The sequence below is a fragment of the Paenibacillus sp. FSL L8-0502 genome, assembly GCF_038593055.1.
GTDB lineage: Bacteria > Bacillota > Bacilli > Paenibacillales > Paenibacillaceae > Paenibacillus > Paenibacillus polymyxa_D.
Window position 1 is genome coordinate 1,451,829 of the sequence record NZ_CP151958.1, and the last position, 23,727, is coordinate 1,475,555.

20 protein-coding genes and 1 riboswitch are annotated in these 23,727 nt (G+C 45.6%); of the genes, 10 read left to right on the forward strand and 10 right to left on the reverse strand.

Annotated elements, in window-relative coordinates:
• Positions 1-21: 21 nt before the first annotated feature.
• Both NSQ57_RS06485 and NSQ57_RS06490 read right to left on the reverse strand, forming a co-directional pair.
• Positions 22-384 (reverse strand): hypothetical protein, encoded by a 363-nt coding sequence (locus tag NSQ57_RS06485; protein ID WP_342425810.1) that lies wholly within the window; start codon positions 382-384, stop codon positions 22-24.
• Positions 385-596: 212 nt separating this feature from the next.
• A complete protein-coding gene (locus NSQ57_RS06490; RefSeq protein ID WP_342425811.1) occupies positions 597-1,388 on the reverse strand; it encodes a polysaccharide deacetylase family protein in 792 nt (263 codons plus the stop codon).
• Positions 1,389-1,852: 464 nt separating this feature from the next.
• Between NSQ57_RS06490 and NSQ57_RS06495 the strand changes: the two genes are divergently transcribed.
• The 6 genes from NSQ57_RS06495 (at position 1,853) to NSQ57_RS06520 (ending at position 8,580) form a co-directional block, all read left to right on the forward strand.
• Positions 1,853-2,818, forward strand: coding sequence for a sugar ABC transporter permease (locus tag NSQ57_RS06495; RefSeq protein ID WP_069011113.1), 966 nt, complete (start codon positions 1,853-1,855; stop codon positions 2,816-2,818).
• On the forward strand, positions 2,815-3,636 hold the full coding sequence (locus tag NSQ57_RS06500; RefSeq protein ID WP_029516315.1) for a carbohydrate ABC transporter permease: 822 nt from the start codon (positions 2,815-2,817) through the stop codon (positions 3,634-3,636). Before NSQ57_RS06495 ends, NSQ57_RS06500 begins: the two co-directional genes overlap by 4 nt.
• 125 nt (positions 3,637-3,761) lie before the next feature.
• Complete coding sequence (locus tag NSQ57_RS06505; RefSeq protein ID WP_069011114.1) at positions 3,762-5,126, forward strand: ABC transporter substrate-binding protein; 1,365 nt, start codon at positions 3,762-3,764, stop codon at positions 5,124-5,126.
• 256 nt (positions 5,127-5,382) lie between these two features.
• The gene (locus tag NSQ57_RS06510) at positions 5,383-5,967 is read left to right on the forward strand and encodes a TetR/AcrR family transcriptional regulator (protein ID WP_029516317.1); all 585 of its coding nucleotides are present in this window, start codon (positions 5,383-5,385) and stop codon (positions 5,965-5,967) included.
• Positions 5,968-5,990: 23 nt separating this feature from the next.
• Complete coding sequence (locus tag NSQ57_RS06515; RefSeq protein ID WP_341039052.1) at positions 5,991-7,355, forward strand: efflux RND transporter periplasmic adaptor subunit; 1,365 nt, start codon at positions 5,991-5,993, stop codon at positions 7,353-7,355.
• A 1-nt stretch (position 7,356) separates the two neighbouring features.
• A complete protein-coding gene (locus tag NSQ57_RS06520) occupies positions 7,357-8,580 on the forward strand; it encodes an ABC transporter permease (protein ID WP_341039054.1) in 1,224 nt (407 codons plus the stop codon).
• Positions 8,581-8,677: 97 nt separating this feature from the next.
• Here the strand turns inward: NSQ57_RS06520 and NSQ57_RS06525 are convergent, their stop codons facing one another.
• Together NSQ57_RS06525 and NSQ57_RS06530 are read right to left on the reverse strand one after the other, a co-directional pair.
• Complete coding sequence (locus tag NSQ57_RS06525; RefSeq protein WP_340931638.1) at positions 8,678-11,275, reverse strand: glycine betaine ABC transporter substrate-binding protein; 2,598 nt, start codon at positions 11,273-11,275, stop codon at positions 8,678-8,680.
• The gene (locus NSQ57_RS06530) at positions 11,250-12,473 is read right to left on the reverse strand and encodes a glycine betaine/L-proline ABC transporter ATP-binding protein (RefSeq protein ID WP_029516322.1); all 1,224 of its coding nucleotides are present in this window, start codon (positions 12,471-12,473) and stop codon (positions 11,250-11,252) included. The genes NSQ57_RS06525 and NSQ57_RS06530 overlap by 26 nt, the downstream gene beginning before the upstream one ends.
• A 515-nt stretch (positions 12,474-12,988) precedes the next feature.
• On the opposite strand from NSQ57_RS06530, the gene NSQ57_RS06535 reads away from it, so the two are divergent.
• Both NSQ57_RS06535 and NSQ57_RS06540 read left to right on the forward strand, forming a co-directional pair.
• Positions 12,989-13,552, forward strand: a complete 564-nt coding sequence (locus NSQ57_RS06535; RefSeq protein ID WP_028543060.1) for a transcriptional regulator — start codon at positions 12,989-12,991, stop codon at positions 13,550-13,552.
• 153 nt (positions 13,553-13,705) lie between these two features.
• Complete coding sequence (locus tag NSQ57_RS06540) at positions 13,706-15,187, forward strand: carboxylesterase/lipase family protein (protein WP_342425812.1); 1,482 nt, start codon at positions 13,706-13,708, stop codon at positions 15,185-15,187.
• 90 nt (positions 15,188-15,277) lie between these two features.
• Here the strand turns inward: NSQ57_RS06540 and NSQ57_RS06545 are convergent, their stop codons facing one another.
• The 6 genes from NSQ57_RS06545 to NSQ57_RS06570 form a co-directional block, all read right to left on the reverse strand.
• Complete coding sequence (locus NSQ57_RS06545) at positions 15,278-17,308, reverse strand: methyl-accepting chemotaxis protein (RefSeq protein ID WP_340931642.1); 2,031 nt, start codon at positions 17,306-17,308, stop codon at positions 15,278-15,280.
• Between the two features lie 240 nt (positions 17,309-17,548).
• A complete protein-coding gene (locus NSQ57_RS06550) occupies positions 17,549-18,496 on the reverse strand; it encodes a DMT family transporter (protein ID WP_340954696.1) in 948 nt (315 codons plus the stop codon).
• 178 nt (positions 18,497-18,674) lie between these two features.
• Positions 18,675-18,819: riboswitch (FMN riboswitch) on the reverse strand.
• 122 nt (positions 18,820-18,941) lie between these two features.
• Positions 18,942-19,637, reverse strand: a complete 696-nt coding sequence (locus NSQ57_RS06555) for an ABC transporter permease (RefSeq protein ID WP_069011122.1) — start codon at positions 19,635-19,637, stop codon at positions 18,942-18,944.
• Positions 19,630-20,553: an ABC transporter ATP-binding protein gene (locus tag NSQ57_RS06560; protein WP_165144895.1), complete on the reverse strand. Its 924-nt coding sequence runs from the start codon at positions 20,551-20,553 to the stop codon at positions 19,630-19,632. The genes NSQ57_RS06555 and NSQ57_RS06560 overlap by 8 nt, the downstream gene beginning before the upstream one ends.
• Before the next feature lie 108 nt (positions 20,554-20,661).
• The gene (locus tag NSQ57_RS06565; RefSeq protein WP_049816929.1) at positions 20,662-21,606 is read right to left on the reverse strand and encodes a sensor histidine kinase; all 945 of its coding nucleotides are present in this window, start codon (positions 21,604-21,606) and stop codon (positions 20,662-20,664) included.
• 1 nt (position 21,607) lies between these two features.
• Positions 21,608-22,315: a response regulator transcription factor gene (locus NSQ57_RS06570; protein ID WP_342425813.1), complete on the reverse strand. Its 708-nt coding sequence runs from the start codon at positions 22,313-22,315 to the stop codon at positions 21,608-21,610.
• A gap of 303 nt (positions 22,316-22,618) precedes the next feature.
• On the opposite strand from NSQ57_RS06570, the gene NSQ57_RS06575 reads away from it, so the two are divergent.
• Both NSQ57_RS06575 and NSQ57_RS06580 read left to right on the forward strand, forming a co-directional pair.
• Entirely contained in the window at positions 22,619-23,122 is a 504-nt protein-coding gene (locus NSQ57_RS06575; RefSeq protein WP_029516337.1) for a hypothetical protein, read from the forward strand.
• 98 nt (positions 23,123-23,220) lie between these two features.
• Positions 23,221-23,529, forward strand: coding sequence for a hypothetical protein (locus NSQ57_RS06580; RefSeq protein ID WP_029516338.1), 309 nt, complete (start codon positions 23,221-23,223; stop codon positions 23,527-23,529).
• Positions 23,530-23,727 lie beyond the last annotated feature (198 nt).

Consider the following 23,727-nt stretch of genomic DNA (forward strand, 5'->3'; position numbering starts at 1 on the left):
TACGAATGATCCATGTATTGTTCATATGAAGAAAGAGAGAGGGTTTAATAAAGCTAACCCTCTCCTTTTAACCCTCCCTAATTCATTTGCTCGCTCGCGCCACCGAATCCAAGTTTTTGGTAATTTTGTTGCCTTTGCTTTCAAACTTTTCGCATGAATACTTTTTTCTCCTATGATTTTGGCAGGAGCAGCTTTACGCGCATGTAGCTTGTGTATTTTCTCATGCTTGCTCTTGGCATGCATCTTGTGTTCATGTTTTGCATGAACCTTATGTTGATGTATTTTTTGCTCGTGTTTTTCTGTTGCGGGTGCAGCCGCAGAAACCATCGATCCTGCTGACAGAAATACAGCAAGGGACGCTACAGTCAATATTGCTTTTTTCATTGTAATTGCCTCCTTTAAATAGTTGTAATTGTAATTCGTAAGTATAGTTGCCGTAAAAAGAATGTATTGTGTAACCAATAATTTCATATAAAAGGACTATATTACAAATACCTATCTCTTCAACTATTGAACTTAATTAGTCCTTTGGGTGTCACAGATAGTAATTAGACTCCGTCGGCGAGTAACTGGCGGAGTCTTTTTGTTTCTATCTACTATTTATTCACTTCAATCAGTCCTTCGGGCGTCTTACGATTGGCAAGCAGCTCAGACACAGTGACGAAGGTAAACCCCCTTTTTTTTAGTTCGGGCAAAATGATTTTCAGGGCTTCGACGGTTTGTGTACTTTTATATACATAATCGTGCATAAGGACGATGTCGCCGTTACGGACATTGCGAAGGACCTTATTAGCGATACGATGTACACCGGGTTTTCGCCAATCTAAGGTATCCTGATGCCAGGACCATAAAATAATTTTCAGCCCTTTCTCCTTGGAGAGCTTGACCAGCGAATCGGTATAGGAACCGCCGGGCGGTCTAAAAAGATGGGTCCCCGCACCAGTTGCCTGTACGATGCTCGCCTGAGCTTGATCCAATTCGGACAGAGCTTTGTTGCGAGAAATATACTGAAAGGATGAGTGAAGGAAGGTATGGTTGCCAACTTCATGCCCTTCTTCTCGTTCCCGCTTGACAAGGTGAGGCAGCTTTTCTACACGACTGCCGACGACAAAAAAGGTCGCTTTAGCATCGTATTCTTTAAGCAAATCCAAAATGGCAGGCGTATTGCGTCCATCCGGTCCGTCGTCGAATGTGAGGGCAATCAACTTGCGATGGGTAGGAACTTCCCATACAATGTCGCCGCGTTCTTCATAATAGGCTCTTCCCTTTGTAGGAGTAGGGGAGGTGTAAGATGCGGCTTGTGCAGTATTTGTATAGGTTGTGGGGCACAAGCTGGCACAAAACAAGGAAACAGCGATACTTGCAGATAGTAATCGGTCATATTTCATCAGGCTTCTTCTCCGTTCTTACGTATTCTCACATTAGCTTGCCAAGAAAGAGCGCATACCATTCCCCGTTTCTAAGATTCATCATTTCAAATCACTCAAGATTAGATCTATTTGTCGGATTCTTGAGGGAACATCACGCTGATTAATCAGGGTGTGAACGAGGTGTTCACCCACCTGCCGAGTGGAGATTGTATAGAGATAACTAAAACCTCCAACTTCGTAATGGGCCAATGGCAGGCTCCTTACGGAATTGGAGGTTTTTTTGTCTTTTTAACTAGACAGATTGTATTTGGATCGAACGCTAGCTCAACAGGGTTATAACCGTCCTTGTGCTCATACCTATAGAGAGTTGCTTTTACAATAAGAAAAAACATTAACATTTTACTCCAGCCCACTTGACGTTCCCTTTACATCGAAACGATACACTTACTGAGGTTGGTTTGAAAAGAAAGGGGCGCTCCGTTTTGGGTGAGCTTAACAAATCTATGGGACTGGGGACGAGGAGTCAGCAACAGACTTCGTCTAAAGCCCGCATACGCACGGGTTCGCTAAAAATTCAAAGACTGCGCGAAAACGCGCTGGCGTATACCTTTTTGGCTCCATCGCTTATTTTGTTTGCTGTATTTATGTTTTATCCGATGATCAAGTCCGTTTATCTCAGCTTGCATTCTACAGATCCCGCAGGAAACGTTGCAGCATATGTAGGATTAGATAATTTCACTACACTTTTCAGCTCGGGACTGTTTCTGCAAGGGATTAAGGTGACACTCCTGTTTGCACTGTTAACCGTACCAGTAGGTATTTTATTGGCGCTGGTACTGGCTGCACTTACACACAGTAAATTGCGGGGAATGCGTATCTTCCAGTTTGCCTTTTCGCTGCCGATGGTGTTGTCGGTCGGTTCATCTGCGGTCATTTGGAAATTTCTTTTTCATCCAACACTGGGGATGTTCAACTATGTGCTTTCCCTGCTACATATCCATCCGGTTCCGTGGCTGACCAGCCCCGATTGGGCGCTGTTTTCAGTAGCCATAATGACCATCTGGATGAATCTAGGCTTCAATTACATTATCTTATCGAGCGGACTTCAAGGGATTCCAGATGATATGTATGAAAGTGCCAAAATGGACGGAGCTGGCCCGCTCGTCACGTTCTGGCGTATCTCCATGCCACTGTTATCACCGACGATCTTTTTTGTAACCGTAGTTTCTATCATTGGAGCCTTCCAGTCTTTTGCTCAAATTAACATTTTGACCAAAGGCGGTCCGGTGAACAGTACGAATGTATTTGTGTATTCCATCTATCAGGAAGCTTTCGTTAATTTCCGGTTCGGAACGGGGAGCGCGCAGGCCATTGTCTTGTTTGCTGTCATTCTGCTGCTCACGATGATTCAGTTCAAATGGGTGGAAAGAAAGGTGCATTACCAATGAAACGACACCTGAATTCTACATTGCTGTATGTGCTGCTTACGATTGCAGCTGCTCTCATTTTGTATCCGGTTATATATACGTTTTTTATGGCAGTCATGTCTCCCGAGGAAGCGAGCGCTTACCCACCAAGCTTTTTCCCGCATTCTTTTCATATGGCCAATTTTACTGAAGTGTTTGAAATCGTTCCGATTGCAGCCTTTATTGGAAATACATTTCTCATTTCGGGTCTTACAATGATTGGGCAACTGATTACAGCGAGCTTGGCGGCCTATGCCTTTGCCAAAATGGAATTCAAGGGAAAAAACTTCATTTTCAGCATGTTTGTTGCGACAATGATGATCCCTTGGGAAGTGACCATTATTCCAAACTACCTGACGGTACGGAGCTGGAATTGGCTTGATACATATCAAGGGTTGACGGTTCCTTTTCTGGCGACGGCATTCGGGACATTCCTGTTAAGGCAATTTTTTCTCCAGCTTCCCAAGGAACTGTTCGAGGCGGCTCGTATGGATGGGTGCGGACATATCCGTTACTTTCTGTTCCATGTGCTTCCGTTATCGCGCCCTGCGCTCGGAACACTGGCTGTGTATTCGTTCCTGAATATGTACAATTCGTACCTCTGGCCTTTACTGATCACCAATAGCGAGAATATGCGCACGGTACAGATCGGCATATCCATGCTCGAATTTCAGGAATCGACTTCATGGAATCTGGTATTTGCGGGTACGGCTCTTGTCATTTTACCGTCTCTGCTCCTGCTGATCTTTGGACTAAAACAGTTGGTTCGTGGAATGGCGGCGGGTGCACTTAAAGGCTGACCACATATTTAAAATGATAAGCAACACCTGCGCAAGCAGCCCATATACAGAGCATCAACACACAAGAATATCGCAAGAGAATGCCAATTCAAGAATCATTTAATCAAAGGGAGAGAAGAGAGATTATGAGATTTTTTCGTCTGAAAAGTGCATTGACCCTGCTTATTCTGACTGCCATGGTGGTTGCAGCAGGTTGTAGCAATAATACTGCTGCAGAGAAGCCGAGTAATGGTAGTGATGGAGCAGCAGCGGCTTCCCCAGTGAAGCTGACTTGGTGGCATTCGATGTCCGGTAACGGTGAAAAAGCAATCAAGCAGATCGCTGCTGATTTTAACGCCAGTCATAAGGACATTCAGGTAGAGCCGGTATATCAAGGCAAATATGATGACAGCTTGAACAAGCTGAAAGCGTCGCTTGGTTCCGACAGCGGACCGGACATCATTCAGGTATATGAAATCGGTAGTAAATTCATGATCGACTCCAAAATGATCACACCCGTACAACAATTTATTGATGCAGACAAGTTCGATCTGTCACAGCTAGAGCCGAATATTACACGATACTATACGATTGATGGTAAACTGAACGCGATGCCGTTCAATACGTCAAACCCGATTTTATATTACAACAAGGATGCATTCAAAGCCGCAGGACTTGATCCAGCTAATCCTCCGAAAACGTATGATGAGTTCGAAAAGGCTGCTAAAGCCTTGAGCAAGGATGGTAAATCCGGTGCTTCCATTGCCATCTACGGCTGGTTTATGGAACAACTGTTTGCCAATCAGAACGCAGATTATGTGAATAATGGCAATGGTCGTGATCAAGCGGCAACGGAATCCATGCTGAATTCGGATGCAGGTGTAAAAACCCTAACGTGGTGGAAGAAAATGATCGATGAAAAGGTTGTATCCAATCTGGGACGTAACTCGGACGATACGGCAAAGGCTTTTTCCGCAGGGCAAATTGCAATGACGCTGGATTCCACCGCTTCGCTGCGTAATATTGTGGAGCAGGTTGGCGATAAATTTGAAGTAGGCACAGGATTCCTGCCAAGAGCCAATGAAGCTAAAGAAGGCGGCGTGGTTGTAGGCGGCGCAAGCTTGTACATCATGAACAACAAGCCCGAAGCCCAGCAGAAGGCAGCATGGGAGTTCATTAAATTCGTCGCTTCCCCAGCTGTACAGGCACAATGGAGTGTGAATACCGGGTACTTCCCGATCACGAAAGCGGCCTATGACGAAAAGGTACTTAAAGACAATATGGTAAAATATCCGCAATTCCAGACGGCGGTTGACCAATTGCATGCATCGGCACAATCCACCGCTACACAGGGCGCAGTGATGGGCGTATTCCCAGAAGCGCGTCAAATCGTCGAAGGTGCAATCGAGGCTGTGCTGAGTGGCCAGCAACAGCCCAAACAGGCATTGGATCAAGCTACCCAAGAAATCACAGGCAAAATTGCGCAATATAATCAAACCGTGAAAAAATAGTCGGCCTTCCCTTAAAATCAGATGATAATCCGTAGAATGCGCCTCCTTATCATCCGATTTTATGACATAGCGGATCGAATGAGTGACCCCCTCACTTATTCGATCCGTTTTTGCATTTTCATTTTTAGAATAAGCGTTTAGACGAATTGCCTAAAATGAAATATTTTCATTTTTCCTATTGCTGGATAACTAAAAATGGGCTTATAATAAATACATAATTTTTGTACTGGACGGTCAGTTCAAAAAAGGAGGAAGCATGAAACAACAGACAAAGGAAATTATTTTTAACGGCGCACTCAAAGCTTTTTCTGAACGAGGATTTAATGAAACAAATATGGAGGAAATTGCCAAAGTTTGTGGCATAGCCAAAGGAACCCTGTATTACAATTTTAAAAACAAGCAAGAATTGTACATTTACATTTTGAAGATGGGGATGGAGCGTTTTGTCCGGGATATCCATGAAGCAATGGCTCATACGCCTAAAGATCAGGTGGAGCTTAGGATTCGCAAGCTAATCCAAGTACATATTGAGTTTATTGTGAGAGAACCGGACTTTTGCCGTCTATTGGTCAGTAAGGGCTGGGTTTCGCAAGAGCAGCATTTTAATATTAGGCAGGTGCTGGCTGACTATTTTGATTTTATGGAGGCAGAGATCGATTCCGGCAAGTTTCATGGGAAAATTTCAAGTAAGCTGGATGCCAAAACAACAGCCAATTGCTTATTTGGGATTTACATTTTTGCACCAATGAGGTCAATGGTTTGGGGCGAAACGATGAATCTGCAAGAGGCTCGTGAAAGCATTGAAGTTTTTGTGTGTAATGCATTGGGCATGCAACATTAATATACAGATGGAGTGATGAAAATATGAAAGCTAAAAAATATACGATTTATGTCGTACTTATTATTTTAATCGCGGTTGGGATATATGCCTTAACTGCTCTTCCACGGGGTGGAAGCAGCTTGTCTGCGGATCAGTCTTCTTCCATTCCTACGGCTTATGTGGAGTCGGATACCCTCAATGCCAGCTTTAAAATGGCAGGACGGATTGACCAGATGCTCGTCAAAGAAGGCGATCAGGTTAAAAAAGGGCAGGTGTTAGCCCATCTGGAAAGTCGCGAGTTGGAAGATAAGGTGAAGCAGGCACAGGCGGCATTGCTGGCAGCCAAGAGTAATGTATCCAAAGCAAAAGCTGGAGTGTTGCAGGCTCAAGCAGGCGTAGGCCAGGCACAGGCTACTGTGAGTGCTGCTCAGGCCAAGAAAAGCCAAGGCACGACATCGGTCAGTGTGACCGCAGAGGCTTCCTCCAGCCAGATTGAACAGGCCAAAGCGGCTGCGAACGCCGCCTTGGCAAAACTGGATGCCCTCAAGAGCGGGGCAAGACCACAGGAGCTTGAGCAATTGCAAGTATCTGTAAAGGTAGCCAAGGAAACGCTGGACCTGACCGTTAAAAATCTGGAGCGTGCCAAAAAGCTTCAAGAAGCCGGTGCAGCAACCCAGGCATCTTTGGATCAAGCGACATTGGAACATCAACAGGCAGTGGCCAAGTATAATGCGGAGTCGCAAAAATTGGATATGGCACGGGAGGGAAGCCGCAAGGAGGAAATTACGGCGGCTGAAGCTCAATACCGTCAAGCCTTGGCTGCGGTGAAGGAAGCACAGGCAGGAGCGGGCAAAGTTGCTCTGCAACAGGAAGATGTCAAAGCCGCTCAGGCTTCGGTAGAACAAGCGCAATCTGCGGTGAAGGCGGCGCAATCCACAGTTGAGCAGGCTCAATCTGCGGTTGCAGGTGCCAATGCACAGGTAGCCCAAGCGGAAGCCGCACTTCAAGAGGCTCAGACCTATTTGAGCTACACTACGCTGCGTGCGTCCGAGGATGGAATCGTAAAATCCAAGTCGCTTAGCTTAGGTGAAATGGCTAGTGCAGGGTTCCCGGTTTATACCATTGAAACTTCGACACAACGTTGGGCTAAATTCTATGTACCTGAAACGTCTCTGAACGGTCTTCAAGCAGGGGATACAGTCCAAATTAAATTGCTGTCTGGCGGTAAGGAGCTGAAGGGTAAAGTCATTCTGTTAGAATCGGCTGCTGACTTTGCCATTCAAAAACCGAGCCAAAGCTCCGGTGACAAGGATGTCCGTTCCTTCGGTGTTAAAGTAGCATTGCCAGACCTTGCTGCATCGGTTCCAACAGGCTCCACGGTTCTGTTTACAGGCAAAGGGGCGCAGTAATATGCAGGATTCACAGGAAAGACTTCGTATCCGCGATGTGTTTCGCGAGGAATGGCTGAGCATCTTCCGGGACCGCCGCTTTATGGCTATTCTGCTGATTACGCCGATTGTGTATACGATACTATTCGGCTTCCTATATTCACATCAGCGGATTACCGAGATGCCTGTCACCGTGTACGACGGAGATAATTCGCAACTCAGTCGCCAGATCATTCAGGCGTTTGATTCGACCGATTCATTTGCCGTTACACGGCAAGCAAACAATCAGGATGATGTAGTCCGTCAAGTAGAGACTGGAGAAGCTAAGGTCGGAATCGTCATTCCCGACAACTTTACTACTCGGCTTAAGCATGGGGAGAATCCACCCGTGCTCACGCTGATTGACGGCAGTAATATGATGTATTCCAATAGTGCCAGTCGGATTGCGAATCAGGTTATTAGTAGCGTGAGTGCCGGAGTATCAGTCAATTCCATGAAACAAAAGGGAATGAACGCCGATCAGGCCGCGTCGACGCTGACTACCATCCCGTTCCGATCCAGAGTGCTATTTAACCCAGTATATGATTATAAGCTTTTCATGCCGTTGGGGGTTATTTCTGCGGCTCTCCAGCAGTGTTTGCTGCTAGGTATTGCGTTGTCTTGCACGCGTGATAAGGAAGCAGGGACTTGGGGAAGATTTGGCGCATGGAGAAATACCCCTTGGCGTTTGGCTATTGCCAAACTGGCACCGTATTATGCAGCGGGAGCTTTCAATGTGCTGACTGTATTCAGTATCAGCGCTTTATGCTTCGATATTCCGTTCAGGGGACAGGTACTGCCGTTGATTTTAGTGTCGCTGGTTTTTAACTTTGCCTTGTGCGGATTAGGCTTCCTGTTCAGTCTCTTTTCCAAAACCAGAGTAGATGCGACCCAAACTCTGATGCTGATTGCTGTTCCTTCCTTTATGCTGTCAGGCTATACATGGCCATTAGAGGCAATGCCCGGCTTCTTGCGGGGGCTTGCTGAGATATTGCCACTGACGTATTACCTGGATGCTGTACGGAACATCACGCTCAAAGGACTGGATATCACGTACATTTTCAAAGATATGATTGCTCTAGGCGTCATTGGTTGTGTAAGTCTGCTGGTGTCTTTCGCGATCTATCCGTTATTCTTTAGACAGCACCAGACGACAGAGCAGCATGCCGAAGTGTCCGCTCAAGAAGGATTCACGCTAAAAGGCTGAGAGCAACTCTAAATATTGGATATCACAAAAAGGCAGATCAGGAGTAAACCCTGATCTGCCTTTTGCTTGTTCGTATGGTTTAAAAGCAGAAAAAATATTATTGCGGCGGCTGAAGATCCTCGATAGAATCAATCGGCACATAGGATGGAACGACAAGCCCGGACATAACGCCAGTCATGCTGGTTCCGATGTCATCCACCTTATCCTTGTATTGAGCCCAATAATCAGCATGCGTCAATGGAAGCCAAGCGGCTGCGGTAGCATCTACACTTCCGCCAGCTACGCCAGTCCACATCGGGCCGATTTCCACCTGCAGAGCTGTTACTTTATAGCCTAATTTTTGTTCCAATACATATTTCAATACGTTCGTACTGGCAATTTCAGAATCCCAAGCAGCGTAGCTTAGCTTCAAAGGATCGCCGTTGACGGGCTGCAGACCCTTGATCCATTCCTGAACCTTGTCAGGATGTTTATCAGCCCAATTCTTGGCAGCCTGCTGTGGGGCAGTACCGTCCTGAATCGCGATCATCACTTCACCCATATCTTCAGCAGTCCACTTAAATCGGCTTAGAAATTCATAAGCCACAGGAGCATCCTGCTTCAAACCTTTGCGGGCGATTGTATGAATTTCTTCCTTATCACCGTACGCTTTTTTAGGATCTTTCAAGTATTTCAAATCATATTTGTTAAACATCCAGTGAGGTGTCCAACCTGTTACGACGATAGGCTGCTTGGCTTTGATAGCTTTATCCAGTGTAGCAGTCATAGCAGCTCCAGAGCTTTCAAGCAGCTTCCAGTCGGATAAGCCATAGTCATTCATAGCTTTAGCGGTCAGCTTCATTAGTCCGGCGCCAGGGTCGGTACCGACAATGCGGTAGCCGACCTCTTTGCCAAAGTCTCCAGTTGTGGCGGAAGCCGGAGCCGCTTCGGCTCCGTTATCCTGCAAATCAGTAATCGATTTAACATCCATGTAAGCTGGAACGACCAATCCGGTTTTAACACCGCTCATATTAGCCCCAAGATCGTCGAGCTTATCCTTGTATTTAGCCCAGTAATCCGCATGTGTTAACGGCAGCCATGCAGCGGGTGAAGCATCTACATCACCACTAGCGACACCCGTCCACATAGGACCTGCTTCAACTTGAAGTGCGGTTACTTTGTAACCCAGTTTGTTCTCCAAAATATAACTTAGCAAATTCGTGCTGGCAATTTCAGAATCCCAAGCCACATAACTTAGCTTGAAGGTGTCACCATTGACAGGTTGCAGTCCTTGAGTCCATTCCTGAACCTTGTCGGCATGTTTCTCCGCCCAATCCTTGGCAGCTTGCTCAGGACTGGTTCCGGCTTGAATGGCGACCATCATTTCACCCATATCTTCTGGTGTCCATTTGAAACGTTTTAGAAACTCATAAGCGATAGGAGCATCCTGCTGCAAGCCTTTACGGGCAATCGTATGAATCCCCTCGGCTTCACCATAAGACTTCTTAGGGTCTTCCAAATATTTGAGATCATACTTGTTGAACATCCAGTGTGGAGTCCAACCTGTAATAATGATCGGTTTTTTCGCTTTAATGGCTTTGTCCAGTGTGGCCGTCATAGCTGCACCGGAACCTTCAACCAGCTTCCAATCAGACAAATTGTAGTCTTGAATTGCTTTGGCAGTCGATTTCATAATGCCTGCCCCGGCATCAATACCGATAATTTTGTAACCGACTTCTTCGCCAACCGGGTTGGCAGCAGCGTTACCTTTGCCAGATGCGGAATGATCCGTTCCAACAAAATATTGGGATGCACCAGCGATCAGAATGACAGCTGTAACTGCAGAAGTAATCCATACTTTTTGCTTGCTGGATACGCGGCTTTTGCCTTTTTGCGTAGGTTTAAACAGGTTTTGCGTAAAACGGTCAAGCACAATAGCCAGAACGACAACAGCTAAGCCGGCTTCAAAACCTTTACCGATTTGCAGCTGTGTCACAGCACGGTACACAACAGCACCGATGCCTTCCGCACCGATCATGGAAGCAATGACAACCATAGACAGTGACAGCATAATCGTCTGGTTAATACCAGCCATTAAGGTAGGCAATGCAAGTGGAAGCTGAACTTTGAACAGCTTTTGCGCAGATGTTGAACCAAAAGCGTCTGATGCTTCGATCAGCTCACCTGATACTTGCATAATCCCCAAGTTGGTCATGCGAATGGTTGGGGGGATAGCAAAGATAACAGATGCGATAACACCCGGCACAACACCCAGGCTGAAAAAGGTAACCGCTGGGAGTAAGTACACGAACGCAGGCATCGTCTGCATAAAATCAAGTAAAGGCGTGATAATGCGTGATGCCGATTTACTGTATGCACACCAGATCCCGATGGGAATCCCGATAACAATGGATACGAGCGCAGACGTGATGACCAGTCCGAGCGTATTCATTGTTTCACTCCAATAACCAAGATTATCAATCAGCAGGAAGCCGATGACAGTAAATAGCGTAAGCTGAACCCGCCCGATCATAAAGGCGATAATCCCGATGATTACGATGAACACCAGAGGGTGCGGAAGCATGAACAGGCCTGAGAAAAAGCCAACTACAGCTTCTATAATGGAAGAAATAACATTAAACAATCCAGCCAGATGAATACCCATCCAGTCTACAATGGATTGAATCCACTCAGCGATTGGCAGTTTCGGTATCATGGGCATTCACCTCCTTCGTAGTGGTAACATCTCCACCAAGTGCGCCGAGCAATGCTCCACGGACGATAACGCCCAGCAGCTTTTGCTTGTCATCGACCACAGCCAGCGGCACCTTGGACGAGCTTGTAATTTCAAATAAATCATTAATGACTGTCTCGGCAGCAACCTGCGGTCCGTCCGTGATCAAAATATCTTCAATTTTCAAATTATTGCGCAGTGCATGAACAGCATCCTCGGCGTTAATAACACCCAGTAGCTTTTTGGTGCGGTCAATGACGAACAAATTGGAAATCCCACGCTCCCGCATCAATTCCAGAGCCACACGCGGACCACGATCCATGGTGATGGTTTCTGGACGAAGCATGACATGAGCAGCCGTCAATACCTTGGACAGATCCACATCCTCGACGAAGCGGGCTACATAAGAGTTAGCCGGTTGGATCATAATTTCTTCCGGTGTACCGATTTGTACGACCGCACCGTCTCGCATCAATGCAATCCGGTCACCAATCCGCAACGCTTCATCCAGATCATGGGTGATAAACACAATGGTTTTCTTCATTTTATCCTGAAGCTCCAATAGCTCATCCTGCATGTCACGGCGAATGAGCGGGTCCAATGCACTGAACGCTTCATCCATCAGGAGCACTTCAGGGTCATTAGCCAGCGCCCGTGCCAGACCGACACGCTGCTGCATGCCGCCACTCAATTCATCGGGCATTTTATCGCCCCAGTTTTTAAGACCAACCAGTTCCAGCGCTTGTTGCGCCTTTTCCTGACGCTGTGCTTTTTCTACCTTTTGAATTTCAAGACCATATTCTACATTTTCTAATACAGTCCGATGTGGGAACAGAGCGAATTTTTGAAAAACCATGCTGATGGTTTTACGACGAACTTCGCGAAGTTGTTCTTTGTTCATCTTACGGAGATCTTTGCCGTGGACCAGAATTTCACCGGAGGTAGGCTCAATCAAGCGATTTAGCATTCGCACCAAAGTGGACTTGCCACTGCCCGATAGCCCCATAATTACGAAAATTTCACCTTGCTTAATTTCCATGTTGGCCTTATTGACACCAACAGTAATCTGTTTTTCTTTGGCCAACTTTTCCTTGCCCCAGCCTTGCTCCAGGAGCGGAACACCTTGCTCTGCGTGAGGACCAAAGAGTTTGCTGACATTTTTGACTTCCAAAATCGTCATACATACACCTCTTCTTTCTATACTTTGCTTGGTATTAACCCCATGTTGCATTAAGGATTGAGTATAAAAATCATAATTCTGAACATCCTGAACGGTTAATGACAAAATTAATTGTAACAGAAGCATTGCTTACATTTCAAACAAAAAAACTGTTCATAAAGTACGTACAGAAAAAACTGTACAAAGTTTCCTTCGATATGCTCCTTCGTTCTATAGAATGCTCAAACATTCGGAACTTTACAACCGATAGTGCTTTTTTTAAAATAGACAATGAAATATAACCATAAGAAAAAGATTTATGTATATCCATAATTTAAAAAGTTTACTATCATTAGCAATTTTGCGAATTATGATTTTGAACGACCCATGCTGTTGTAATATAGACAGAAGCTTTGCTTTTGAAACATTTCATTTATTGTTGAAAGATTTCATATATTGCGTCAAAGCTAATCTTTTACGGGTAAATCGTTCATACTAGGTTGTGCAAAATGCTCTAAAATTAGGAGGTTGCAAGCATGAGCTTGTACCAGTTAGGTGATGAGCAGCAGGCTTCGCTGCAAAAAATTCGCAAACGTGTCATAGAAGCTATAGGTAAAAACATGGACCTGTATGGGATTACTTTGTCTGCGGGGCATTTATACGGTTTGCTTTTTTTTGCGGATAAACCGATGACGCTGGACGAGATGGGCCGTGAAATGGAAATGAGCAAAACGAGCATGAGTACAGGAGTTCGAACATTATTGGATCTGAAAATGGTAAATAAGGTATGGAGCAAGGGCTCACGCAAAGACTTGTATGAAGTCGAATATGACTGGCATCAAACCTTCACTGACTTCTTCGCTATTAAATGGAGAAAAGCGGTAGAAACAAATTTACTGGTGTTGCGCAAAGCCATTGATGAGCTGGACAGATTGATGAATCAGGGTGAAGAGTACGAGGAATTTAAGGCGATTCTTCAGCAAGATCGTATGAAAATGAAGCAGGCCGTCGCTTATTACAAGTGGCTAGATCGACTAATTGACTCTATGGAAAGCGAAGAAATTTACAAGCTGATTCCAAAAGAAGAAGTTCGGGATTAATCGCTATTTCCCTATCTTGTTTATAAAAATGCCGGAGCGCAAAAGTGCTTCCGGTATTTTTTGGTTTGGCCGTGTGCAAAGGGTATAATAGAGATATGTAAAGATTGATATTATACCGTTGTGTTGAACATACGAAATAAAGGGGGCTTCATAATGGAAAGTATTACGGTACATACTCGTTTAGGTCAATTACGTGGGGAAACGGGAAATGGATATCATGTGTGGAAAGGTATCCCATATGCACAGCCTCCTATTGGAAAACTACGTTTTCACGCGCCCCAGTCTTTGGAGTCTTGGGAGGGTGTGCGGGCTGCGACGAGTTTTGGGCCAATCTGTCCGCAACCTATGCCATCCGCTGAAAGTATGACTGGAAATCTGGTGGAACCGCCTAAGCAGTCAGAGGATTGCTTATACCTGAACGTTTGGACACCTGCTTCGAAGACTCCTGAGAAGGGACGTCCAGTGATGGTGTGGATTCATGGCGGTGCCTTTGTCACGGGGTCCGGGATTATACCTTTATATGACGGGGAACGCATGGCGAAGAATGGCGATGTTGTGGTTGTTACGATCAATTATCGATTGGGGCCGTTAGGGTTTTTGCATCTGACTCCAAAGGGAGATGGCCTGACCTCTAATGCGGGACTACTGGATCAGATCGCTGCGCTGGAATGGGTTAGGGATCACATCTCTGCCTTTGGTGGCAATCCGGACGAAGTGACGGTGTTCGGTGAATCAGCAGGCGCGATGAGTATTGCCGCTTTATTGGCGATGCCAGCAGCTAAAGGACTGTTCCAGCGTGCGATTTTGCAGAGCGGTGCGTCGCAGGTATTGCCAACTTCACAGGCCGAGCAAGTGACGGCTGTGTATCTACAGCAGCTGGGTGTGGACACTCAGCATCCAGAGAGGTTGTTTAGCCTGCCGACAGATGCGCTGATGCTAGCGATGGCGAAGACGCATGAAGTCATCGGACCAGGGATGGCGATGATCTATCAACCCGTTGTGGACGGTGTGACCTTGCCAGATGTACCCCTGTCTGCAATCGCGCAAGGTTCAGCAAAGCAGGTTTCCGTTTTGATTGGAACGAACTTGCATGAGGGGGCCTATTTCATCCGAAAAGAATCCCATCTAATGAACAAGTCAACAGCGAGACAGGCATTGGAAATGATGACGGGCATGTCAGACATCGGCGACCTGATAGAACCATTTCCGGTTACGATTGAGGGACAGGCGCAAATGTTGACCGATCTATTTTTTTGGCGTCCTGCGTTGGCTCTTGCTGTTGCACAGTCGGCGCATGCGCCTGTATGGATGTATCGTTTTGATTGGACATTGCCGGGGCATCCTACCTTTGGACAAGCGGTTCACGGTGCAGAGATTGCGTTTGTTTTCGATAATCTGGAGCTGCTAGATAAGCTTGGATTAGAGATTCAACCTTCGATGCAGAAGCTGGCTCAAGATATGCAGCAGGCATGGGTTGCTTTTGCACGTGATGGGAAGCCAGTGCTGTCCGAGGGGGCTTGGCCGATGTACGACAGAGAAGAGCGGACTACAGCTATTTTCCATCAGAATATTAAGGTGGAGCACGACCCTGAAGGAGATAGACGCCGTCATTTAACCGGTCAGATGACCCTATAAGTAACAAGAGAGAGAGCATATCAAGAACTCAAATGTAAAAAGCCTTCGCCCGTAATTTGTATACGGACGAAGGCTTTTGTTAGTAGTAAGTTAAATCTTAAATCGCTTAACCAGCTGTTGCAAATCCTGCGCCATGTTGGACAACTCCTGTGACGAAGAGGAAATTTCCTCCATAGCTGCCATTTGTTCCTGAGCAGCAGCAGATGTTGTCTGCGAGCTGTCCGCCGAATTGCGAGACAGGCTTGCCAAATGGGTAACAGTGGCGGAGACTTCCTCTGTACTGGCTGAGATTTGTTCAGCAGCAGCGGACACACTTTGAATTTGTTCCACGATATGAGAAGTAGAGCGCTCAATATTCGTAAATGCACCTTCTGCATCTTGGCTAATACGCATACCTTCACCTACCTGGTTACGAACATTACCGTTCATGGTAGCGGTAGAGCGTTGAATCAAATCGAGCATCTGAGTAATAATCTGACTGATGGAATCCGCGCTTTCCTTGGATTGCTCAGACAGCTTGCGTACCTCTATAGCGACTACGGCAAATCCACGCCCGGCTTCGCCAGCTCTGGAAGCTTCAATAGACGCGTTCAGAGACAACAAATTGGTTTGCTTGGCAATGGCGGCAATAGCCGTATTCATCTGCTTCGCATCGTCCGAGAGCTGGGATAGCTCATCCATTAGGCTAGCCGTTTGGCTGACAGCCTCCAGAATACGGTCCATTTGGGTCCGTACACTACTGATCATTTGACTGCCTTGAGCCACATCATGCTCGGTTTGTCCTGCTGAATCCACGATGGAGCTTGCCGATTCGGCAATGGTGCTGACACCCTTCGCCATTTCTTCAACGGCATTAGCGGTCTGCTCGGATGCCTCGGCGCTGGTGGCTGCATTTTCCGCGGATTCCATAACCGTTTCCGCTACATGTTGTACGGACTCCGTCGTTTGCTCTGTGCTTTCCTTGATTATCAGGGAAGAGGAAGCAAGTCGGGAGGAGGTTTGGTTGACCTCTGAGACCATCGTATGCAAGGAATGCGTCATCTGGTCAAAATTCTGTGCCAGTTCGCCGAACTCATCCTTGCTGGATAGATTAACACGTTCGGTCAGATTTCCGTCACGGACGATGCGTGTTCCTGCTTGCAGCTTGCGCAGCGGAATTAAGAATGAGCGGACCATAAGCACAATGATGATCGCCGCGGCAAGTATGGAAATAACAATCACAATCAGGCTTTGTTTCAGAATTGGTTGGGCTGCATCACTATAATCCTCCAGATCCGACAGTGCGACAATGCTCCAACCGGTGAGAGGGTCCTTAAGTGTAAAGGCCAGCATATCTCGATTCATAAATTGAATTTGCGACATGGAAGGAGTATCATTTTCGACGGTTGTCGCCACTTCGGGAAGTCCTTCTATGGCGTCAGCCGCTTTTTTGCCTGTCTTGTTGAAAGCTGTTCCAGTCCCAGATACAACTTTATGTTCAGAATCAACAATAATGAGTCCTCCGCGCTCACCAATCTTAACAGACTGCAGACTTTCACTCATTTTGTCCAGGTTCAAAGCCAGGGCAACAGCTCCTTCACCGTCCTCCAGCGTTCCCGATATATTAACGACTAAATTCCCTGTCGTGACGCTGGCAACTGGAACACCGACGAATACTTTACCCTTTTCCAGCATCGCGTTTTTGTACCATTTTCTCTCCCTGGGATCATAATCGGACTCCTGTTTTTTCGGCGAACGTATGTATTGCCCCTTCTCATTGCCGAGAAGCGCTGCATCTAGCTCGGGGTGAGCCTTGACGATAACATCTAACTTTTTCTGAAGGGTCTCTTGGTTGGTACCAATGGAATCAGAATTGATTTCAGTGGTAAGCACGTCCAGGTCTTTCATAATAGGCGCTACATACTGATTGACATTGCTCCGGATCAGATACAGATTCGTGTATACGGAACCGCCCATTTGCTGACTGAGTTGTGTCGTAGCCCCCTGATAAGAAAAGTACCCGATAAGTACGCTCGGAATCAATAACACAGCTAAAAAAGATATTATTAATCTTGTCCTCATTAAATAAAACTGCTTGAGAAACCTGTTCCACCACGGAACTGTTTGTTTTGTTTTAGTCATAGTTCTTGCTCCTCTGTGTCTGATGATCACTACATTGTTTTATTCGACATAAACCGACGAATTTTATAGATGTAATCATTGGGAAACGAGAAATAGTAGCATATTTTAGACACTTTTTTTGAAAAACAGGTCTAAAGAACTATGATTAATATTAATGCGAACACATAAAAAGCCAAATCGGAGATGCAAAAGCATCTTCACAATTTGGCTTGGGTGAGTCATGAAGGGGACATTGAACTGTTAATTTTTTTGCTGACGTGAAATCATAAAGAGCGTAATCCAGATGAGCATAAAACCAGTCAATTGCGCTACAGTAACGATTTGCTGAAATGCGATCCAATTAATCACGACACCCACCATGGGAAAGCTCAATTCTGCCATCGTAGCATAAGACGCTTTGGTCGTACTTAAGCCTTTGTAATACAGCAATAAGCTAAGAAGACCCGGAAGCAATGCCTGCAATAGCAAGTTGATAATCACAGCTGCGCCTGCCCATGTACCGGCAGGCATATTCCATGGCGCATGCTCTACAGAGGTGAGGACAATTAGCAGAGGGAGCGCCACCATGAAGCGGAGGGAGGTTACCGTTTCATATTTCATTGAACGAAGCAAGTAGCTTCCCATGACTGTCGAACCGCCCCACAGAACCGCTGCACCCAGTGCAAGTAGACTACCGACCTGGACAAAATCACGAACATGCCCGAAGGGGAGCGACCAACCGAAGGTCAGAAGATACGTCCCGAACAGAGCGACGACAATTAATAATCCAAAATGACGCGGCAGCATTTCCTTCAATATAACGCGGGCCAGAATAATAGCGACCAATGGTTGAAGCTTCTGGAGTAAGAGTACAGCATTCAGATCACCGTTGCTGAGCGCCATGGTAAAAATCACGCTGGCCAGAGCCGAGCCGCCCCACGAGACGAACAAAATAGCGAAAACTTGACGAAGCCGTACCGCTTTGAGTTCCTCACGATGCTTCCACAGCATCGGTGTCAGAGCGAGGAAGAGCAGCACATGCTCCATTAGTACAATTTGTGTTGAAGTAAATGATTTTAGCAAAATAATACGAAACAGCGGATCAGCGCCCCACAAGGCTGCCCCAATTGCGACCAGCCAAAAACCGCTTTTCATGTGGGAGCTATGATCAAAACCTTTGGATGTTAGTACAGTAGAAGATTGACTCATACTCAATTAGCTCCTTGCGAATACAGGACCGGTGGCACAAAAACCCCCGTCCATGGCGAAAGGCCATGCAAGACGGGGGTTGATCAAATAAACTTGCCGCTTTATGCAAGTTAAATGAAGTTACTGCAACTGCAAAACCCATAACGCAGCATTCATCCACTTCGCGGCATGTTGATATTTCGATCTTCTTCCATCCGGACTTTACCGTCGGCTTTGGCATCTCACCAAATCAGTCCGTATCCTGTTGCCAGATACAGAGTCGCGGGCTTAGCTCCATGAGCCATACCGCCGGTTGGGAATCACACCCTACCCCGAAGATCCTTATTCCGTTTTTTAATTTCTCCTATAGGATATACCTGTTTTAGAATGAAGTCCAGTGAAAAATGTGTGTATATCTAACAATGATTTTCATCTATTTTTCGAAAGCGTTTTACTAAGTTACATACTATGAAGTAATATCCTTATACTCAATGCGTCGAATCGCCGCATAAGCCACCAGCATTCCCAGTATAGAGAAGCCTATTTGCACGGGGGCTATGGAGCTAAGTGTAGCGCCGTTATTATTAGAGAAAAGCAATGCTACAATCAGGATTGAGGTCACAATGGTAGTAGGTACAGAGTATCTTCGCATCCCCATATACAGCGGAACCAGTCCCATAAAGCTGGCAGCAACGGCATTGATCAGCGTCCGTGCTGATTGTTGACCCAGTATCGAAAGAGTAAGGTTATCGGGTACAATCAAGACAAACTGGTTGAGCAGATGAATAGCAGCCGTAATGATTATTTCCGAAATAATAATAGACAAGAAGGTAAACAGCAGCACAACCAAGAGCTTGGCGATCATCAGCTTCTGACGGTGAATCGGATACATGAACAGGATCGTAATCGATTTGGACTTAAATTCCCCTACGATAAAGCGGCACAGGAGAACGGAGGCAAACACAATAAATGTGGCTCTGACCAGCATGTCCATGAGATCGAGAAGCTGAGTGTACTGTGTAAATTCGGGTATTCCTGTACTTTGGCTGTCCAGCGCGATGATACAGAGCAGCCCAAGAATGCATGCATTGGCGATCAGTGCTGAACGGATATAACCCGCCAGATGAAATTTTTTGAGCTCCAGTTGCATCAACTTAAGCATGAAGATCACCTCCGTTTAACAGCCGCAAAAAGTAGTCTTCCAGCGTACTGCTTTTCTGATGAATGGAATCCACTTCTATATCATTTAAAATGAGCGTCTTCGTAATTTGCTTCTGCGGTACATTTGAATCGTAAATACGTATACTCTGTTCATTGAGCACCCTTATATTATTCAGATTCAGATGATGGGAGAGGACGTAGGCCGCCTTTTTACAATCGTTGGTCGTAAATTCAATGTATTCCGTATTGGTTTCCCGCACCTGCTCCATCGACACTTCCTCAATCAGCCTTCCGTGATTAATCACGCCTACCGTATCCGCAATCTGCTCTATTTCCGCTAAAATATGACTGGACACGAGCAGAGTCATCCCATATTCCTTGCATAGCATGTGGAATAATTGGCGGATTTCCTTGATTCCCACGGGGTCCAGACCATTAATCGGTTCATCCAAAATGAGTAGCTCTGGCTTAGTCGCAATAGCGCGGGCAATCCCGAGGCGCTGTTTCATTCCCAGTGAAAAGTCTTTTACCGACTTGTCACCCGCATTCTGCAAGTTCACTAATTCTAGGGCATCTCGGACAGCCTGCTTATTATAGTAGCCCATGTATTCACAATGAAGTTCCAGATTTTGCTGCGCCGTCAGCCTGTCATAAAAAATCGGGTATTCAATAATCGAACCCATCCGTCCGAGCAGATGATACGATTTTGGCGTTAGTTTTTCACCGAATAATTCAATTTCACCCGATGTTGGCTTGAGTAAATTCGTAATCATTTTCATTATCGTTGTCTTGCCTGCCCCGTTGGGGCCGAGAAAGCCATAGGTTTCTCCCTTGCGCACATTCATGCTGACTCCTGCTACAATTTCGTTGCCCTTCAGGGCTTTGGTCAACTGATGTGTACGTATTACGTAAGTCATGGGTGTTCTCCCTTCGTATACTGCTGATAATTCAAGGATAAAGGGCGAAATGTTCATTTTTCTTTCGTGATTCTTACAAATTTATTAAGTTGAGTATGTTGAGTTCGATTAATAGTTGATTTTCTTCAATGTAAAAGAGAAGACTGTCCGCTCATAAGGTCTACTGGTCAATTGAATTTCTCCGTTCATCGTTTCAACCAGACGTTTGGCAATCGTAAGGCCCAGTCCGCTGCCTTGTACCGCCTTATTGCGGGAGTCCTCCAGTGTGTACATACGTTCAAAAACTTTATCTTGCTCAGATTCCTGTATGCCTTTGCCACGATCCCATACCTCTATACGCACTGTATCCTGCTGTTCTGACAGCGTCAGGCCTAGCGTCCGTCCATCTGCCCCGTAGCGAATGGCGTTCGAGATCAGATTATTCAGCACCCGCCCAATCGCTCCTTCGTTCCCCAAGGCATGAATGGGGTACTCCGGGATCTCAATATGCACAGTAAACCCCTGTGCAGTCAGCAGGTCATAAAACTCTAAAATGCTGCGTCTGCACAGTTCTCCCACTTCCAGTCGTGTCAACGGAATATCCGTATCATTAGCTTCCAGTTTCGCCAAATTAAAAAAGCTTCCGATCAACTCAATCGCTTCGCTTGTCTTTTGATGAATTTTGGATAGCAGCTTTATACGTTCTTCCGGCAAAATAGTCGGATCGCCATCCAGCATCTCGGCATATCCAAGCACAACCGTAAGCGGGGTCTTGAGATCGTGTGAAATGTTCGAAATCATTTTGCGCATAGCAATTTGGCTACGGTTGTAATCTGCAGACACTCTGAGATTCAAGTCCAGCAGTCGATTAATTTCCGTCATGAGTCGTTGCAGTTCAACGTCACCTGTGACATATAGCAGCTTTTCCGCATGATTCACCGTCACTATTCGCTCTAGTAGGGCTCGGATATCCCTTATTTTGCGCTTATTGGCCATACGCTCCCGCCAAAGCCATACTATAACGACTGACATGATGAGACCGACAATCCATTCAGAAATGTTTTCGATGTTCATATCAGCCATTCTCCCATTTGTAGCCAATGCCCCATAGCGTTTTAATGTGGACAGGATGAGAGGGATCTTCTTCAATTTTCTCACGCAGGCGGCGAATATGGACGTTAATCACGTTCTCGTCGCCCATATAATCGTCCTTCCAAATAAATCCGTATAATTGTGCTTTTGTAAATACCCGGTTTGGATTGGCTACAAACAGCTTCAAAATATCGGATTCTTTGGCTGTTAGTTGAATTTCGTTTTCATTGCGTATGACTGTAAAATGATCAAAATCAATGCACAGACTGCCGTAGGTCAAAACTTGTGCTTGCGGCTGTTCCTCCTGCTGTTGCTGACGGGCATATGTAGTAGATCTGCGGATCGCGGACTGAATACGAGCGGTCATTTCCAGCATTGAAAAAGGTTTGGCAATATAATCGTCTGCCCCAAAGCCCAGTCCAAGCGCTTTATCCACGTCGCTGTCCTTGGCTGACATAATCAGAATCGGGACGGCGCTATGGGTACGAATTCGTCGAATCACCTCCATACCGTCCACCTTCGGCATCATCAAATCCACCAGTACCAGATCATAGGTATGACGATCAAAGGCAAGAAGCCCCTCTTCCCCGTCATAGGCAGTGGTTAGGCTGTATCCTTCCTTAGTGAGTGCTTTAAGTAGCATTTCGGCAATGGATAGATCGTCTTCAATAAGTAAAATATGCTGTGGCATAGGTGTGGAACACCCCTAATTTTTAGATTAAGCTCGTGTGACGAACTGTACCTGAATTATATAGAGCAGTGGAGGGGATTTCCATAAAAAATATCCAAAGAAAAAATGGAAACTCCCTGGATCGTCCCAGGGAGTTACGTAATCAGCTGTGTCTGGCAATATATCTTTCCTCTATTATACTGAAAGAGTTTATAATCCGGTGTTTGGAATACGATGTTATGATATACGTGACATGCTTTATACAAGAAATCAGGTATGTCGAATCACGCTGCGGTACAGGAGCGTCAATAAAGGAGAGCAACGATGTTTGTCATACGAGGAACACAAAAACTGCTGAAGGAATGGGAGACTGAACCACTTCAAGTTGATATTTATCCGCCTTTAAATAGTTGGCATGCCAGCTTATTTTTACTGAATCGAAGAAAAAATATAGTGTTTATGCATGATATATCCCGCTTAAGCATCACGCTGTTTGGGATTAAAAAATCGCAGTACAAAAACTTGCCGACTCTTTTTATACAAGCCTTGAAGGAATTAATGATCAGCGAAGGGTTTGATGAGCAGATCGTGAAGGCATACACACAGGAAGGCGAGCAGATGCTGGCAACTACGACGAATAGACATAGTGTGTTGGTAACCTTAGATGAGATTATATTTATTATGAAGGAACTGGATATGGAGCATGGGTGCGAGCTGGAAAAAAACCAGTGGAATAACCGGATTGTTTTCAAAACTGTTGAATACAAGTACCCTGTTGATGTTTTTAAAGAAGTGCTGGAAAAGCATTATAAACTAGAGCGTATTTGAGAAATTTATGATTTTACGAAATGAGTTCCATTTATTCCCTCTGTCCTATATAATCTAATATAGTTCTAAAAGACTATATAAAGAGAGGTAAGGGGTAAATGAAGATTAAATTAAGAAATAAAACTGGAATGATCAAGGAACGCAAAGTAGGTTTTTCATGGACTACGCTCTTTTTCGGTTTTTTCCCTGCGTTGTTTAGAGGGGATTGGAAGTGGGCTGTTATTATTTTTCTGGTATCGATCCTTACGAGTGGGGCGTCCAACTTTGTATTTTGCTTCATTTATAATCGCTTACATATTAATGATCTGCTGTCCCAAGGCTATGGCCCTGCTACTAAGAAATCCCAATCTATCCTGATTTCTAAGGGATTTATTGCTGAAAATTACGCTGCTAACTTTGCAGGTTAATTTGAGAGCTGTTTGTTAAACGAGACGTATCAAAAGGGCATCCACCAAAGTCCATACGGGCGGGGGAGGCTCTTTTTTAATAACTCACATGATAGCAACGCTTGCGATGAAATGAATCATAGCGCAATAAGCGGCACACTTTGGTAAAATAAAACGATACAGGGTTTGACACCATCGGTCAGACTTATAAAACGGGGG

Excerpts from the sequence above, each read along its gene's own strand:
- NSQ57_RS06580 (WP_029516338.1), top strand. The coding sequence starts at position 23,221 with ATGAAGATTAAATTAAGAAATAAAACTGGAATGATCAAGGAACGCAAA.
- NSQ57_RS06525 (WP_340931638.1), bottom strand. The coding sequence starts at position 11,275 with ATGATACCGAAACTGCCAATCGCTGAGTGGATTCAATCCATTGTAGAC.
- NSQ57_RS06545 (WP_340931642.1), bottom strand. The coding sequence starts at position 17,308 with ATGACTAAAACAAAACAAACAGTTCCGTGGTGGAACAGGTTTCTCAAG.
- NSQ57_RS06530 (WP_029516322.1), bottom strand. The coding sequence starts at position 12,473 with ATGACGATTTTGGAAGTCAAAAATGTCAGCAAACTCTTTGGTCCTCAC.
- NSQ57_RS06505 (WP_069011114.1), top strand. The coding sequence starts at position 3,762 with ATGAGATTTTTTCGTCTGAAAAGTGCATTGACCCTGCTTATTCTGACT.
- NSQ57_RS06555 (WP_069011122.1), bottom strand. The coding sequence starts at position 19,637 with ATGCTTAAGTTGATGCAACTGGAGCTCAAAAAATTTCATCTGGCGGGT.
- NSQ57_RS06540 (WP_342425812.1), top strand. The coding sequence starts at position 13,706 with ATGGAAAGTATTACGGTACATACTCGTTTAGGTCAATTACGTGGGGAA.
- NSQ57_RS06515 (WP_341039052.1), top strand. The coding sequence starts at position 5,991 with ATGAAAGCTAAAAAATATACGATTTATGTCGTACTTATTATTTTAATC.
- NSQ57_RS06535 (WP_028543060.1), top strand. The coding sequence starts at position 12,989 with ATGAGCTTGTACCAGTTAGGTGATGAGCAGCAGGCTTCGCTGCAAAAA.
- NSQ57_RS06510 (WP_029516317.1), top strand. The coding sequence starts at position 5,383 with ATGAAACAACAGACAAAGGAAATTATTTTTAACGGCGCACTCAAAGCT.
- NSQ57_RS06560 (WP_165144895.1), bottom strand. The coding sequence starts at position 20,553 with ATGACTTACGTAATACGTACACATCAGTTGACCAAAGCCCTGAAGGGC.
- NSQ57_RS06520 (WP_341039054.1), top strand. The coding sequence starts at position 7,357 with ATGCAGGATTCACAGGAAAGACTTCGTATCCGCGATGTGTTTCGCGAG.
- NSQ57_RS06565 (WP_049816929.1), bottom strand. The coding sequence starts at position 21,606 with ATGAACATCGAAAACATTTCTGAATGGATTGTCGGTCTCATCATGTCA.
- NSQ57_RS06485 (WP_342425810.1), bottom strand. The coding sequence starts at position 384 with ATGAAAAAAGCAATATTGACTGTAGCGTCCCTTGCTGTATTTCTGTCA.
- NSQ57_RS06500 (WP_029516315.1), top strand. The coding sequence starts at position 2,815 with ATGAAACGACACCTGAATTCTACATTGCTGTATGTGCTGCTTACGATT.
- NSQ57_RS06575 (WP_029516337.1), top strand. The coding sequence starts at position 22,619 with ATGTTTGTCATACGAGGAACACAAAAACTGCTGAAGGAATGGGAGACT.
- NSQ57_RS06490 (WP_342425811.1), bottom strand. The coding sequence starts at position 1,388 with ATGAAATATGACCGATTACTATCTGCAAGTATCGCTGTTTCCTTGTTT.
- NSQ57_RS06570 (WP_342425813.1), bottom strand. The coding sequence starts at position 22,315 with ATGCCACAGCATATTTTACTTATTGAAGACGATCTATCCATTGCCGAA.
- NSQ57_RS06550 (WP_340954696.1), bottom strand. The coding sequence starts at position 18,496 with ATGAGTCAATCTTCTACTGTACTAACATCCAAAGGTTTTGATCATAGC.